This is a genomic window from Bacillus methanolicus, from assembly GCF_028888695.1.
Taxonomy (GTDB): domain Bacteria; phylum Bacillota; class Bacilli; order Bacillales; family Cytobacillaceae; genus Bacillus_Z; species Bacillus_Z methanolicus_B.
The window spans coordinates 1,194,207-1,208,350 of record NZ_PNFF01000001.1 but is presented as its reverse complement, the minus strand read 5'-3'; the positions used below and the strand labels follow the sequence as shown (position 1 = coordinate 1,208,350).

The following is a 14,144-nucleotide window of genomic DNA, read 5'->3' as shown; positions in this document are numbered from 1 at the left end:
GTTACATAGTGGATCATACGTTAAAATAGACATAAGAATAAAATAAATTATAAGAACAGGATTATTTTCAATAAAGGAGGGATGTCGCGTTGGAATTTTTGATTGTTATCCTTATATTGGGATTCATACTATGGATTATTTCAGCCCAGAGAAAAAATCGGAAGCGAAGACCGGCATTATTGCATGTCGAACCACCATTAAAACTGGGTATTCACTTAAAACAAGCCGAACCTTTAGTAAACAAGCTTGAATCATCAATTCCTCGGAAGTACGAAGAAAATTTGCGGATTCGATTATTAAAATCCAACCCTTCTTGGACAGAATTTGACTTTAAATGGAGATTTTTTGAACTAAAAAGATATTTTGTACTGAATAGTTTATTGAAAACGGTGCCGATGTTTAGCGACAAAGTTGACGAAGTTTGGCATGAAATGCTTATGTTTACAAAAGAATACGAGCGATTCTCCCATTCTTTTTATAATGGATTTTTGCATCACACTCCAAATATGGAAGTAACTCCTATACCAGGAGAAAGAGCTTTTTTTGATTGGGTTTATTTATGTTTGTTTGAGCCGGCGCCTAACAGTAGACTGCTTTGGGGACCGTTCCTGAAGCACCCGATTAAAAAAGAAATTCTCGAAGATTTTCAGCAGCTTTCGGATGAGCAGCTTTTAGAAAAATACTTCCGGCAAGATGAAGAAGGGACAGAGATTAAAGATTACTTAATAAAAAAACTAAGATCTGAAATCGACCAAGCAAAATTAGTAAACCAAAATAAACAAAAGCCTCCGTTCAGCCGGATTTCAAATGAAAACCAAATTCATCATCTTTTACCTGCAATGGTTTTCTTTTCAATTTTTCATCCCGATGATTACGAAAATCAAATGGCTTTGTTCATTCCCCAACAGCTTTCGAAGGTTAGTGTTTCAAGTTCAGGATGTTCAGGATTTGCTTGTGCAAGTTCATCCGACAGCCACGACGGAGGAAATTCAAGTTGTTCCGGTTCAAGCTGTGGAGGAGGCTGCAGTTAATACCATTTTTTCTTCTTATTGTTTGATCGAAAATTTTTCTCTATGAAAGAAAAGCCATGGAATAACAAACTTTTTCCATGGCTCATTTCAATTATTTTAAAAATGCAGTACATAATAGCATGAAAAATGATATGACAATCATAGCTCCAACTAGGAGCCAGGCCATCTCCATATTTCCCGACTCAAATGCTACATAGATGGCTGTTGATGCCGTCTGTGTTTTTCCAGGAATATTACCGGCAAACATTAATGTAGCTCCAAATTCCCCCAGCGCCCTGGCAAAGCTTAAAATACCGCCTGTAAGTATTGCCCGAAACGAAAGGGGGAGAGTAACAAATAAGAAAACTTTCCATTCATCTGCACCATCAACTCGTGCAGCATCTTCTACACCTGTATCAACCAACTGAAATCCTGTTTTTGCCGATTGGTACATAAGCGGAAAGGCGACGACAGTTGAAGCAATAACCGCTGCCAAAGGGGTAAACATAATTTGTTGCCGAAAAATAGATTCAATAATCGTTCCCAGAAAGCCGTTATTTCCAAATATGATAATTAATAAGAATCCAATAACGGTCGGCGGCAAAACTAAAGGTAGCAATATTGCCGTTTCAAGGATTATTTTTCCGCGAAACTGCCTTTTTGCCATTAGTTTGGCAAATAATAATCCGATGATTAAAACAATTACCGTTGAAATGCCGGCAACCTGTAAAGAGAGTGATACAGGCATCCAAAAATCAATGTTCATACATGAATCAGTCCAATACGTATTTCCTCTAATAATAAAGTCTAAACTAAATAGACTACCAACCAAAACAAGGTTCATACGTATTATAACGAAAAATTTGCCATCATTCAGCACTAAGATTTATTAAAAAGCAAAAAGACTAAAGAAAAGATCTCTTTAGCCTTGATGATGGTTAACGAAGCTTTTCTTCAACTTGCTGGCAAACTTCATCAGCAGACAGCCCATTCGCATCGATCACAGAGGCATTTGTAGATGTATCCTGCATGCCCATCACATTTGAATCCAGGCCGGAAACGACGCAGCAAGAGCAGTCCTTTGCATCCGACTCCTGCTTTAATTCAACTACATCGTGTCCTCTTTGCCGAAGGGCTTCGGAAATGTTGGTTAAAGATTGTTCAACTCCAATTTTCGCCACAAAAAACACCTCCTCACATAAAATATCATCTCTAACTTTTCTCAAAATATTCTTTCATAAAGCTGTATAAATCGCCCGGCACTTTGCAAAAAGTAAACGTGGAGGTGTTAACAGTGTCTAAACGTAAACAAGACCCGTCCAAGACAGGACTTAGTTCATCGCATGTTGAGGGACAAGGAACAACAACTACAGAAACTGGTGAACGGCAAGCCTCTTCATCGCGCCGAAAACAAAAGCGGTCTTAAAAATTTTTCAAAAATCATGCAATTGAGGCAAACTCATAATGGGCTGGCTCCTTAGACAAATACAATATACAGAAAGGTTTTATTCATTTTTGTCGGAGAGAGTCAGACCCTTCAGCCTCGTATATTTTCTAAAAAAATGTGTCAATTATTAAAGAGAGAAGGGAGAAATTTTATTTACTCAACTTTCGCAGAGTAATATCTTATTGCAACTCTTGATATGACTGTTTTATATCGTCTTTCATTATTTCTCTTGTTTTTTATTGATTTTATTTTTTTAAAAGAAAAAGACACCTATCTTTTGGTAAAATTATGGTGATCAAACCAAATACCAAAGAAGGTGTCACCATTATGATAACGAAAAAAGATACTTTTGCACAACTACCAAAAGAACTTGAACGAAGATTTTCTGAATTAAATATAGGCAAACATTTGAGAAAAGCGAGAATTACTAAGGGATTTGGTTATTCATGCTTATCTATTTTCCGTCTTATTTTTTTGCTTGTTTTCCAATATAAAAATTGGTTTCAAGCACTTCAAAGTAAGAAAGCCGTGGACTTACCTAAAAAAGATACGATCTACCGTTTTCTAAATTCATCTACTTATGCTTGGCGAACTTTTTTACTTTCCTTATGTCAAGATCTTACTGGACGTATAAAAAAGCTTACATCAAACAACAGAGTGAAGGTGTTTATTGTTGATGATTCACTCTTTTCACGCAACCGAAGCAAGTCTGTTGAACTTCTTTCACGAGTATTTGATCATACAGAGAAACGATTCTATAAGGGGTTTCAGTTGCTTACTCTTGGTTGGTCTGATGGATATTCTTTTCTACCTGTAGACTTTGCTTTATTGAGTTCAGCGAAAAAGGAAAATCAACTTAACGGGGTCGATGAATCCATTGATAAACGCACTTCCGGCTACAAGCGTCGTCTTGAAGCACAACAAGATAAGCCGAGCGTTGTCTCTGCTTTATTGGATCATGCCTTAAATGCAGGAATTACAGCTGATTATGTGTTAATGGATACTTGGTTTACGCATGAGCCTTTGATTGAAAAAATCACGGATAAAGGTTTATTTGTCATTGGTATGGTCAAGCAGCTAAAACAACGTTATTTCATAGATGGTGAAGCCCATACGCTGGATGAACTCTTTAAAAAAGCAAAGCGTACCATGGAAAAGAAAGACCTACTCGGTTCGATCCATGTTCATCTTGCAAAAGGACGACAAGTCAAGATTGTATTCGTGCGTAACCGCAATAAAAAGAGTGAATGGTTAGCCATTTTGAGTACAGATACCACACTTTCAGATGAAGAAATTGTGCGTATTTACGGGATGCGCTGGGACATCGAAACATTTTTCAAGTGTACCAAATCATTGCTTAACCTAGCAAAAGAATTTCAAGGTCGTTCGTATGATCTGTTGATTAGTCATACAACGATTGTGTTTACTCGCTTTATACTCTTAGAGTGGGAGCGTAGACAAAACAACGATCCTAAAACGATTGGAAATCTCTTTTTTCTATTATGTGAAGATGTAAAAGATATGAATCTAGAGAGTGCATTGAATCAATTACTAGCGATCTTCCAAACATTAGCAGAAGCTAATGTTTGTTTGAACATGGAATTATTTAAAAGTAAAGTACAAGAATGGATTGCGTCTTTACCCAATTACATCAAGAGATGTCTGACAATATCTGTGTGCGAAAGTTGAGTTATTTAATAATTGACGAAATATTTTAGGAGAAAAACAGGATTTTAGATTTCAACAGCGAATAGATAATATAGAAAAGAAAATACGAGTGCTAAAGAACAAATTTTCCGAAAAATAGTAATGGTCAATAATTGGTTTTAACGCCGGAAAAGAAAGGGTATGAGAAATTTTCAAATATTTTTATCAAATTTTTCATTGTTTGTTCATATTCAGGATGTAGTATAAAGGTATTGAATCGCTCTTAAAAAGGAGTTTTTAGAATGGCAACAAAAAAACTCATTGAGTTTGTCAATCGGTTAAGAAAGTCCGGCATTAATGTAAGCTTCACAAAACCAAAATCTGAATTTTTTTCATTGCAGAATAATAACAAGCAATCCTCGACCGTGAATTAAAAGGATAGATATGAAGGGATTCATCAAAAAAGCGGTGATCAAATGATTCACCGCTTTTTTTTGTGGTAAAGGGGCGGAGCTGCGCCAACAAAGATAGAAATGGCAATTTATCTTTAGCAAGATACTTGTTTAGCTTTATAAATATTTAGAGCTTGGCTTCGCTCACACCGCCTTATTATGTTGGTTCTGTTTTATAATGAAAGTTATTTCCATTTTTGGATGGTAGTTTAATACTTATGCACGTTTTTTGAACTGAGCATCAAATTTCCTTCATAATTTTCTTAAAAACTTCATCTTTATTAAAATCTTCTCCCATTGGGAATTTTTTTATGAATTTATTATTTTCATCTAATAAATAAGTAAAGGAAGAATGAACGTAAAAACCGTTTCCAGGATCACGGTATTGGAATTGGAACGTATCAGCAATTTTCTTAATTTCTTGACGATCTTTTTCAAAGTTTTTCGGATCGGCTGTCAGCAGAATCCAGTTGCCGTCATTTTCAATTTCAAACATTTCCATATACTTTTTTAATACTTCAGGTGTGTCGCGGTAAGGGTCAAACGTAATTGTAATAAATTGTATGTCCTTGCCGTATACCCCTGCTTTTTGAAGATCTTTCTTTAATAAATTCATTTTTTGTGTAGTTGTCGGACAAATATCAGGGCATTGTGTATACATAAATTCAACTAATTTCAGCTTTTTATCGGCTTTTCCAAATGCATATTCCTCTTCATTCATCGTTATTAACGAAATATCATCTGGTATTTTTGCAGTTACATCTCGAAGAATAAAATAAGAAATTCCCGCAACGGTTCCGATTATAATAAGTATTGTGCTGATTATATACAATCTTTTCATTATTGTCCCACCTCAACATTTTGATGAATAAATACAAGATTTTTCATAGAACTATTCACATTTAAGATATATAATTTCTATGAAAAATCCTATGGAAATTGTGTGAACATTGCTTACTAACAGCATTTATTTAGTGCATTTTTGCTGCGTCTTTAGTCCTATCACATTCAATTATCATATAAAATATTTAATAATTTAGGTAAGATAAAGGTAATCAAAATTATTAAGGAGCTTTAAAATTGAAAATTTCTATATTTGTTAAATTTATTTTTCAGCTTTTCTTTTTGATTTCGCTTAATTATGCAGGTTCGTTTATCGCAGAATTTCTCCATATACCAATATCTGGTAATGTAATAGGGATGATTTTGCTATTTATTTTATTAACTACGGGCATTATCCGCATAGATTGGATTGAGACAGCAGCCAATGTACTTATTAAACACCTAGGTTTCTTTTTTATTCCCATTTCGGTTGGGTTAATGACTCTCGGAAAAGTTTTTATAAATAATGGTCTGGCTTTAATGATTATCTTATTTGCAAGTGCATTTATCGGAATAGCTTTTTCCGGATTAGCTGCTCAAACACTTCTCAAAAGGAAAGAAGGGATTCAAACTGAATATCGTCGTCACACTTTATAGTATTTTTCTAACAATAGGAGTCTATCTATTAACTCGAAAAGTAGCAATGAAATATCCTTCTCCTTTTACAACGCCAGTGTTTTTAAGTACTTTTATCATTATTATTGTTTTAGTCGTTTCAAATATTTCTTATAAGGAATATGGAACAGCCAAAGAAATTTTAACGTATTTATTAAACCCTGCAACAATCGCATTAGCTGTTCCGTTATATAAGCATCGCCGCATTTTATTTAGATATTTTTTGCCGGCTCTTGCCGGATTATTTGTCGGCACGGCGTCGACAATCATATCTGCACTTTTTCTGGCTAAATTGTTCAAATTAACTTCTATGGCTGCATCCATAAGCATTAAATCGATCACAATTGCGTTTGCTACTGAAGTGTCAAAAATAATTGGGGCTGATGGGATTCTAGTTGCCGCTTTTGTCATGATTACAGGGATGATCGGGGCTATGTTCGGACCTTGGCTCCTGAACAAGTTACACGTAACCCATCCTATGGCAAGGGGCCTTTCGATTGGTACGGTTGCCCACGGTATCGGAACAGCGGAAATTGCTCGCGAGGGGGAATTGCAGGGAGCTGTTGCCGGAGTAGCAATGGGCCTTGCCGGTATTCTTACATCAGTGTTGATCCCATTTTTGCTGCCTTAGGAAAACCTTTGGATGAAGTGTGAGGAGTAGAGAAGGGCGGCCTTCTTGGAAAAACTCTTTAATTACACAAAAAAGAGACTTAAATAAGTCTCTTAATTTTTATACAAAAAGGGAAATTTTACTGCAAAAGCGCCGAAATGGACAATCTTTTTTCTGATTATTCATATATTATTGACAATTATGAATTTTTGTACTAAAATAATCACAAAGCTCCACAGATCCTTCCTTCGTATTTAAAATGAATCTTTCCTTCAGCAATATTTAACCAATCTTAGTCCCGGCACAGTTAATCTACGAAATTTAATACTGTAAAGGAGGTAATCGATTGGATTGAAATGTCTGTTTAATTAGAAAACTGTTTGATGCAAATAACTTCGTATCTTGCTTTGAAAAAACATATTCAATTTACTTCCGCCTATAAATGTAACCGCTTTCTTATTTTGTTATCAGTTCTGCCAATCTCGCCGTCCAACTGTATGGATTCAATGCCTCATGAAGACGTGTTGAGTCGGGCGTTTGATGCAAGGCTGTGTTTGATATAGACATGAGACAACTTTACTCAGATATGTGGTGGAAGGTACTTATGAAGGTGCGGATAAGTTGTTGAACACCTTCGATAAAACAAAGGATCATCGCCCAGGTTTGAAACATTTATTTGTAGGTTGCTTTCAATTAGTTTGAAAAAAAGAGAATTTGTTTGCAAGCTGAATTAAAGAGATTTCGTATGGTATAGACGCAGCAAGGCTCGAACCAGAAAATTTCCACGAAAGAGTAGTGTTGAGAACATTGAGACCCAAAGAGTGAGAAAAATCGTTAATCTGTCCTTTTATTCAGTTAGAATGACCCGGGTCAACTATCATAACTTAAAGGCTGTACAAATAGAATAAGTAATAGTTAAAAAATTGAAGCGAATGCTTAGGCAGGCGAGAAATTGGTGAAAGTGGATCCAACAATATGGAAGTGCACGAAATGCACGCACCTAAAGAATACCTGTTCACAATGCTCTCGCCATCTAGACATAAGGGGGTTTCTAAATGTTTCCCAATGCATTCAAATATGAAGCACCGACATCTGTCGACGAAGCGATCCGCCTAATGGATGAGTATGGATACGACGGCAAAGTATTGGCGGGCGGCCAAAGTTTGTTGCCAATGATGAAGCTACGCGTCGCTGCTCCAGCCGTAATAATTGATATTAATAATCTTGATGAACTTAAAGGATGGAGTGAAGTCAACGGTAAATTGCGGATCGGTGCTGTGACACGCCAAGCCGAGTTGGAACAAGCGAAAGAACTCCGTGACAAATTTCCGCTTCTGTTCCGCACTGCCCGCTGGGTTGCAGATCCATTGATTCGCAATCTCGGGACGGTTGTCGGTTCGCTCGTTCATGCAGATCCTGCCTCAGATTGGGGGACTGCGATGATTGCCTTAAATGCTGTAGTGGAAGCACGAGGACCGTCGGGAAATCGGTTTATTCCCATTGACGAGTTTTTTGTGGATACATTTGCCTCATCGCTGGATGAAAATGAACTTGCCGTTGCGGTGCACTTGCCCATTCCAACCAGTCCCGTTGCCGCCCGCTATATGAAGCTCAAGCGTAAAGCCGGCGATTTCGCCATTGCAGGGCTGGCTGTGCAGGTTGCTGTTGACAGTCAAGGCCGAGTTACTGAGGCAGGCATCGGCATATGCGCTTGCGGGCCGATCCCATTGCGAGCTGCTAAGGCAGAGGAGGCACTCATAGGACAACGTCTGACAGTGAAGACGATTGAAGACGTTTCAAAACTTGTGCCGGAAAATGCGGATCCCGTTGATGACCTACGGGGCAGCGCGGACTATAAGAAGGATCTTTTACGTGTATTTGCTGCACGCGCACTACGCGAAATCGCGGAAGAGTTGCATGGAAAGGTGGGGGTTCAATGAAGATCCGTGTCAAGGTCAATGGGCAGTTGTTTGAATCAAAGGTTGAGCCACGTACATTGTTGGTCTATTACCTGCGTGATGAACTGAAACTGACGGGTGCGCATGTCGGTTGTGATACAACAAGCTGCGGTGCTTGCTCAGTGTTATTGGACGGGAAAGCCGTCAAGTCTTGCACCGTATTGGCTGCGCAAGCGGATGGGCGTGAGGTATTGACGGTCGAAGCGCTGGATCAAGAAGGACAAATGCATCCGCTGCAGACAGCGTTTTGGCAAGATCATGCTTTGCAATGCGGATACTGCACGCCAGGAATGCTGATGGCTTCCTATGCACTGCTTCAGGAGAATCCTTTGCCGACAGAGGAGGAAATTCGCGAAGGACTTTCCGGAAACATTTGCCGCTGTACAGGATATATGAATATCGTGAAGGCCGTCAAGTCCGCTGCCCGCAAAATGGCGAATGAAACTCAAGAATCATTAGAGGAGGTGGCCACTAGTGGCACTTCAACAGAATGAGTTGCGCCCAATGGGCAAATCGATAGCCCGTAAAGAGGATCCGCGTTTTCTTCGCGGTAAGGGTCGCTATGTAGATGATGTGATTCTGCCGAATATGCTCTATATGAGCATTTTACGCAGTCCATACGCGCATGCGCGCATTCGTCGAATTGATACGTCAGCTGCACTAGCCGCACCCGGCGTCAAATTAGTGCTCACTGGTGAGGATCTGGCCAAAATGAACCTTGCATGGATGCCGACTTTGAATGGCGACCAACAGATGGTACTGGCCGTGGACAAGGTTTTGTTTCAGTACCAAGAAGTTGCCGCCGTCGTTGCGGAAACGCGCGCACAAGCGGAAGACGCTTTACAGTTGATCGAAGTCGATTACGAGTCATTGCCTGTTGTGGTGGATCCGTTTAAGGCGCTTGAGCCGGATGCTCCCATTCTCCGTGAAGATCGGGAGAAAAAATCGAACCACATCTGGCACTGGGAGTCGGGGGATCGAGAAGAAACCGAGACCGTCTTTCGCGAAGCACCGGTCGTCGTCAAGCAAGATATACGCTTCCAGCGTGTTCACCCTTCGCCGCTTGAGCCGTGTGGATGTGTTGCTGATCACAATACGGCAACAGGCAAGTTGACTTTTTATGTCACTTCCCAAGCGCCCCATGTCCTCCGGACAGTGACTGCGATGTTAAGCGGTATTCCCGAACATCAGATTCGAGTTATTTCGCCTGATGTTGGCGGCGGATTTGGGAACAAAGTAGGTGTCTATCCGGGATACGTCTGTGCGATTGCTGCTTCAGTGAAGTTAGGTGTGCCTGTTAAATGGATTGAAACGAGAACTGAAAATATCGCAAGCACTTCTTTCGCACGCGACTACCACATGACGTGCGAGATTGCTGCGCGCGAGGATGGCAAAGTGTTGGGACTTAGGGTGAAAACGATCGGCGACCACGGTGCTTTTGACGCTGCAGCCAATCCGACCAAATTCCCGGCTGGTCTGTTCAACATTGTGACAGGGTCGTATGATTTCAAGGCTGCGTTCGTCGAAGTGGATGGAGTTTATACTAACAAAGCTCCTGGAGGAGTTGCGTACCGCTGTTCATTCCGCGTCACAGAAGCAGCGTACCTGATTGAACGGACAATGGACATTTTAGCGCAAAGGCTAAAGATAGATCCTGCCGAACTGCGTTTCCGTAATTTCATTCGGAAGGAGCAATTTCCATATCATTCTCCGACCGGATGGGTGTACGACAGCGGAGACTATGAAAAAACGTTGAAACTCGCGCTTGAACGGATTGGGTATGACGATCTGCGCAAAGAACAAGCAGAGAAACGAGCCAGGGGTGAAATTATGGGAATTGGCATCTCCACTTTTACGGAGATTGTCGGTGGAGGGCCAAAAAATACATTCGACATTGTTGGAATCAAGATGTTCGACAGCGCAGAGATTCGCGTCCACCCAACTGGCAAGGTAATCGCGCGGCTCGGTGTGCGGCACCAAGGCCAGGGGCACGAGACGACATTCGCCCAAATCATCGCGGAAGAGCTCGGATTGACTGTGGATGACGTGTTGATTGAGGAAGGTGATACCGATACCGCTCCTTATGGATTAGGTACGTACGCCAGCCGCTCTACGCCGACGGCGGGTGCTGCTGCTGCTCTCTGCGGACGCAGGATTCGTGAAAAGGCTCACAAAATCGCTGCCCATCTGCTGGAGGTCGGTGAAGATGACGTCATATGGGATGGCACCGCCTTTACCGTAAAAGGTTTGCCTGGGAAATCGGTAACGATGAAAGATGTAGCTTTTGCTGCCTACACGAATGTGCCAGATGGCATGGAGCCTGGTTTGGAAGCGACATACTACTACGATCCACCGAACCTCACTTTCCCTCACGGGGCCTACATCGCGGTGGTCGATATCGATAAGGGAACAGGTGCTGTGAAAGTACGGCGGTTTTTAGCCGTTGACGATTGCGGAAACGTGATCAATCCGATGATCGTTGAGGGACAGATACACGGAGGACTCACGGAAGGGTTTGCCATTGCATTCATGCAAGAAATTCCGTACGATTCGAACGGCAACTGTCTGGCGCCTAACTTTATGGACTACTTAGTTCCGACGTCGCTCGACACGCCAACATGGGAAACGGATATGACGGTTACACCGTCGCCGCATCATCCGATTGGTGCAAAAGGCGTTGGAGAGTCGCCGAATGTCGGTTCTCCTGCCGCGTTTGTTAATGCGGTTGTGGATGCACTGTCGCCGCTTGGCGTAGAGCACATCGACATGCCGATTTTTCCGTGGAAGGTATGGAACATCTTGAGAGAGCACGGTATTAATGAATGATACAGTACCTAGCATGGATCTAGGATTAACATGAATTAAGGAGGGGAAAGGAGGCTGTCTCAAACTCAATGGGTCATAACCTTCAATACAATATATAGACAATCTGTAATAAAACCTTTCTATATATTTGTCATTGTTGGAAGGTGTCAGACCCTTTTGAGTCAGCCTCAGCATTCAAAATGGACCTTGTGTGGGAAACGGCAAAGGAGATGGATGAACGCGTTGAACCATATGTCATGGTGACTGTTGTCCGGCGTGTGCGGCCGAGTTCAGCTACAGTTGGTGATAAAGCGATTGTGACGGCGAATGGAGAAATGAAAGGTTTTGTCGGCGGGCATTGTACGCGAGAGTTGATTATCAATCAAGCACAGGAGTGTCTTCGCACTGGAGAAAAAAGACTCGTGCTTGTATCCCCACAGCCGCCGGTCAAAGTGGAAGAAGGAGTAACTGTTCTTTCAATGACATGTGCATCAGAAGGTACAGTTGAACTTTTTTTAGAACCGAAACATATTGATCCTTTGTTGATTATCGTGGGGGATTCACCGATAGCGCATGCTCTTAAAGATATGGCACCACGATTCGCATTTGTGCCTCGCCGGATTGCTTTGGAAGAAGCGGGAAGCAGCAGTTTGGAAGATACGTTGGAGATATTACGCAATCAACTTGCTGCTTTCAACTACACAACTGCTTATGGAGTCGTTGCTACGATGGGGTTGTATGATGGTGAAGCCTTGTTGGCTCTTTCCCGTTGGCCGATGCGGTATTTGGGTTTGGTCACCAGTCCGAAGCGTTGGAAAACCGTGCGCAGCGGATTGGAAGTGGCTGGGGCACCAAAAGAATTAATTGACTTTGTCACCGCTCCTGCTGGGTTAGATATAGGTGCTGTAGGAGCACAAGAGGTGGCCCTTAGTATCCTTGCTCAAATTGTGGAACGCCGTCGCCGAGATTTGAATGCGCAATGGGAAGGATTACCGGAAGTGAAGAGTTCGAAGTCCGATTCAGTGTCTGCTAATGACGATCGTGCCACAGTTTCTCAAAAAGTGGTCGATCCGGTTTGCGGAATGACTGTCGACTTGGAGAAGACCCAATTCCGATTTGAACTGGATGGCACTACCTACGGCTTCTGCTGCTCCGGCTGCCGAAACCGCTTTGCAAAAGATCCCGAATCATTTCTTAGTCACGCATGACGAATTAAAGCATTCGAATTAGTTTATATGGTGTTGCAATGGAAGTAAACTTGCGCTTTTCTCTGGATGATCAACGGCTGAGGTCTGATCTACTGAATTCTTACTCAAGGAGGAAGATGGATGCTTAAATATGGAGGAGAATATACGATCGAGTTACCGCGTGAAGAAGTCTGGGAGTTTATTACAGATCCGCAAAAAGTAGGGCCTTGTATTCCCGACTTGCTTGAATTTAACGTAGAAGGTGACAATCGTTTTCAAGCTATTGTAAAGGTTGGCATTGGACCTGTCCGCGGTAAGTTCAAACTCAATTGCGAATTGTCCGCTGTTGAACCACAAGTTGTGATGGCTCTGCCGATTAATGGTGGAGGAATGGGAAGCGGAGTTGATATGAAAGCAGTTGTAACACTTAGCGACATCGACAAAGGTACCCTCTTGAAATGGGAGTGTGACGGAGCCATCAGTGGACCAATCGCTGCACTTGGTGGTCGTTTGATTGATAACCAGGCGAAGAAAATCATACAGGACGTATTTGCAAATCTGGAGAAAGCATTCGCTTCTGTGTAGAAGGGAAGAATGACTGAATGAACGAACAAGTGCGCATGCTGCAAGAGGAATTGCATCGTTCTCACTATGTAGCAGATGAAGGGCTGGCAACTGTTGTTCACTTGGCACAGCGGCTAGCCCGTCCTCTGCTTTTAGAAGGTCCTGCAGGTGTAGGAAAGACGGCATTGGCGAAGGCGATCGCTGCTGTTCGTTCCGTAAACCTCGTTCGCTTGCAGTGCTATGAAGGACTTGATGCAAGTCAGGCGCTTTACGATTGGGATTACCCAAAACAGCTGCTGACGGCACGCACGGTCTTTACCGATGGTACCGTAGAACAAGATGCACTTTACAGCGAGTCGTTTCTCATTGAACGACCGATTTTACGTGCACTTCGAGAAAGGCCGGCGCCAGTACTACTGATTGACGAAGTTGATCGCGCCGACGAGGAATTCGAGGCATTATTGTTGGAATTTCTGTCAGAATTCCAAATCACTATTCCCGAGATAGGAACCTTTCGCGCCTCTGAACCACCTATAGTTATTTTAACGTCCAATCGCACGCGAGACTTGTCGGACGCCTTGCGCCGCCGTTGTCTGTATATTTGGGTCGATTATCCCACATTTGAACAGGAGGCGGCTATCATTTCACTGCATGTGCCGCAGATCGCACCAAAACTCGCGAAACAAATCGTGTATAGCGTGCGACGGATGCGCAAGTTGTCGCTATTCAAGCCGCCCGGGCTAGCAGAATCGATTGATTTTGCGCAGGCGCTGACGGAATTAGGCGCACAGGAGCTGAACGAAGAAGTGATTCAACATACCCTCGGGTGTTTATTGAAGACGCAGGAAGACATGGACTTGCTAAGGGAAAGGGGATTCGATCTTCTATGGAACATCTGAGGGTTGGCGAGATAGGCTGCTTGACAGGAAGCATCGTGAGGCAATTGACCGATTTTGCGCCTTGGCTG

General features: G+C 42.1%; 15 protein-coding genes. 12 read left to right on the top strand and 3 right to left on the bottom strand.

Going from position 1 to position 14,144, the window contains the following annotated elements:
* Positions 1 to 89: 89 nt before the first annotated feature.
* Positions 90 to 1,031: a hypothetical protein gene (locus C0966_RS06030; protein ID WP_274854303.1), complete on the top strand. Its 942-nt coding sequence runs from the start codon at positions 90 to 92 to the stop codon at positions 1,029 to 1,031.
* 91 nt (positions 1,032 to 1,122) lie between these two features.
* On the opposite strand, the gene modB is transcribed toward C0966_RS06030, so the two are convergent.
* Together modB and C0966_RS06020 are read right to left on the bottom strand one after the other, a co-directional pair.
* On the bottom strand, positions 1,123 to 1,776 hold the full coding sequence (gene modB / locus C0966_RS06025) for a molybdate ABC transporter permease subunit (protein ID WP_274854301.1): 654 nt from the start codon (positions 1,774 to 1,776) through the stop codon (positions 1,123 to 1,125).
* A 172-nt stretch (positions 1,777 to 1,948) separates the two neighbouring features.
* Positions 1,949 to 2,191 (bottom strand): YkuS family protein, encoded by a 243-nt coding sequence (locus C0966_RS06020; protein ID WP_274854300.1) that lies wholly within the window; start codon positions 2,189 to 2,191, stop codon positions 1,949 to 1,951.
* Positions 2,192 to 2,304: 113 nt separating this feature from the next.
* Here C0966_RS06020 and C0966_RS06015 point away from each other — a divergent pair, with 113 nt between their 5' ends.
* The 3 genes from C0966_RS06015 (at position 2,305) to C0966_RS06005 (ending at position 4,538) form a co-directional block, all read left to right on the top strand.
* Positions 2,305 to 2,436, top strand: coding sequence for a YuzL family protein (locus tag C0966_RS06015; protein ID WP_274854299.1), 132 nt, complete (start codon positions 2,305 to 2,307; stop codon positions 2,434 to 2,436).
* Between the two features lie 348 nt (positions 2,437 to 2,784).
* Positions 2,785 to 4,146 carry an IS4 family transposase gene (locus tag C0966_RS06010; protein ID WP_096550514.1) on the top strand — a complete coding sequence of 454 codons (1,362 nt, stop codon included), beginning with the start codon at positions 2,785 to 2,787 and terminating at the stop codon, positions 4,144 to 4,146.
* Positions 4,147 to 4,406: 260 nt separating this feature from the next.
* Positions 4,407 to 4,538 (top strand): hypothetical protein, encoded by a 132-nt coding sequence (locus C0966_RS06005; protein WP_274854298.1) that lies wholly within the window; start codon positions 4,407 to 4,409, stop codon positions 4,536 to 4,538.
* Positions 4,539 to 4,797: 259 nt separating this feature from the next.
* Here the strand turns inward: C0966_RS06005 and C0966_RS06000 are convergent, their stop codons facing one another.
* Positions 4,798 to 5,397, bottom strand: a complete 600-nt coding sequence (locus C0966_RS06000; RefSeq protein ID WP_274854296.1) for an SCO family protein — start codon at positions 5,395 to 5,397, stop codon at positions 4,798 to 4,800.
* 239 nt (positions 5,398 to 5,636) lie between these two features.
* On the opposite strand from C0966_RS06000, the gene C0966_RS05995 reads away from it, so the two are divergent.
* The 8 genes from C0966_RS05995 to C0966_RS05960 all read left to right on the top strand — a co-directional run bounded on the left by C0966_RS05995 (position 5,637) and on the right by C0966_RS05960 (position 14,076).
* Entirely contained in the window at positions 5,637 to 6,035 is a 399-nt protein-coding gene (locus tag C0966_RS05995; RefSeq protein ID WP_274854295.1) for a CidA/LrgA family protein, read from the top strand.
* Positions 5,971 to 6,684 (top strand): LrgB family protein, encoded by a 714-nt coding sequence (locus C0966_RS05990; RefSeq protein WP_274855723.1) that lies wholly within the window; start codon positions 5,971 to 5,973, stop codon positions 6,682 to 6,684. Before C0966_RS05995 ends, C0966_RS05990 begins: the two co-directional genes overlap by 65 nt.
* A 1,034-nt stretch (positions 6,685 to 7,718) precedes the next feature.
* Positions 7,719 to 8,603 carry an FAD binding domain-containing protein gene (locus C0966_RS05985; protein ID WP_274854294.1) on the top strand — a complete coding sequence of 295 codons (885 nt, stop codon included), beginning with the start codon at positions 7,719 to 7,721 and terminating at the stop codon, positions 8,601 to 8,603.
* Positions 8,600 to 9,115, top strand: a complete 516-nt coding sequence (locus C0966_RS05980) for a (2Fe-2S)-binding protein (protein ID WP_274854293.1) — start codon at positions 8,600 to 8,602, stop codon at positions 9,113 to 9,115. Before C0966_RS05985 ends, C0966_RS05980 begins: the two co-directional genes overlap by 4 nt.
* Positions 9,096 to 11,447, top strand: coding sequence for an aerobic carbon-monoxide dehydrogenase large subunit (locus C0966_RS05975; protein ID WP_274854292.1), 2,352 nt, complete (start codon positions 9,096 to 9,098; stop codon positions 11,445 to 11,447). The genes C0966_RS05980 and C0966_RS05975 overlap by 20 nt, the downstream gene beginning before the upstream one ends.
* A 209-nt stretch (positions 11,448 to 11,656) precedes the next feature.
* The gene (locus C0966_RS05970; RefSeq protein WP_274854290.1) at positions 11,657 to 12,634 is read left to right on the top strand and encodes an XdhC family protein; all 978 of its coding nucleotides are present in this window, start codon (positions 11,657 to 11,659) and stop codon (positions 12,632 to 12,634) included.
* Between the two features lie 120 nt (positions 12,635 to 12,754).
* Positions 12,755 to 13,198 (top strand): SRPBCC family protein, encoded by a 444-nt coding sequence (locus tag C0966_RS05965; protein WP_004436399.1) that lies wholly within the window; start codon positions 12,755 to 12,757, stop codon positions 13,196 to 13,198.
* A 17-nt stretch (positions 13,199 to 13,215) separates the two neighbouring features.
* Entirely contained in the window at positions 13,216 to 14,076 is an 861-nt protein-coding gene (locus tag C0966_RS05960) for an AAA family ATPase (protein WP_274854288.1), read from the top strand.
* Positions 14,077 to 14,144: the final 68 nt, after the last annotated feature.

Coding starts and splice junctions, on each gene's coding strand:
- modB (WP_274854301.1), bottom strand. CDS start 1,776: ATGAACATTGATTTTTGGATGCCTGTATCACTCTCTTTACAGGTTGCC.
- C0966_RS06010 (WP_096550514.1), top strand. CDS start 2,785: ATGATAACGAAAAAAGATACTTTTGCACAACTACCAAAAGAACTTGAA.
- C0966_RS06005 (WP_274854298.1), top strand. CDS start 4,407: ATGGCAACAAAAAAACTCATTGAGTTTGTCAATCGGTTAAGAAAGTCC.
- C0966_RS06000 (WP_274854296.1), bottom strand. CDS start 5,397: ATGAAAAGATTGTATATAATCAGCACAATACTTATTATAATCGGAACC.
- C0966_RS05985 (WP_274854294.1), top strand. CDS start 7,719: ATGTTTCCCAATGCATTCAAATATGAAGCACCGACATCTGTCGACGAA.
- C0966_RS05980 (WP_274854293.1), top strand. CDS start 8,600: ATGAAGATCCGTGTCAAGGTCAATGGGCAGTTGTTTGAATCAAAGGTT.
- C0966_RS05970 (WP_274854290.1), top strand. CDS start 11,657: ATGGATGAACGCGTTGAACCATATGTCATGGTGACTGTTGTCCGGCGT.
- C0966_RS05965 (WP_004436399.1), top strand. CDS start 12,755: ATGCTTAAATATGGAGGAGAATATACGATCGAGTTACCGCGTGAAGAA.
- C0966_RS05960 (WP_274854288.1), top strand. CDS start 13,216: ATGAACGAACAAGTGCGCATGCTGCAAGAGGAATTGCATCGTTCTCAC.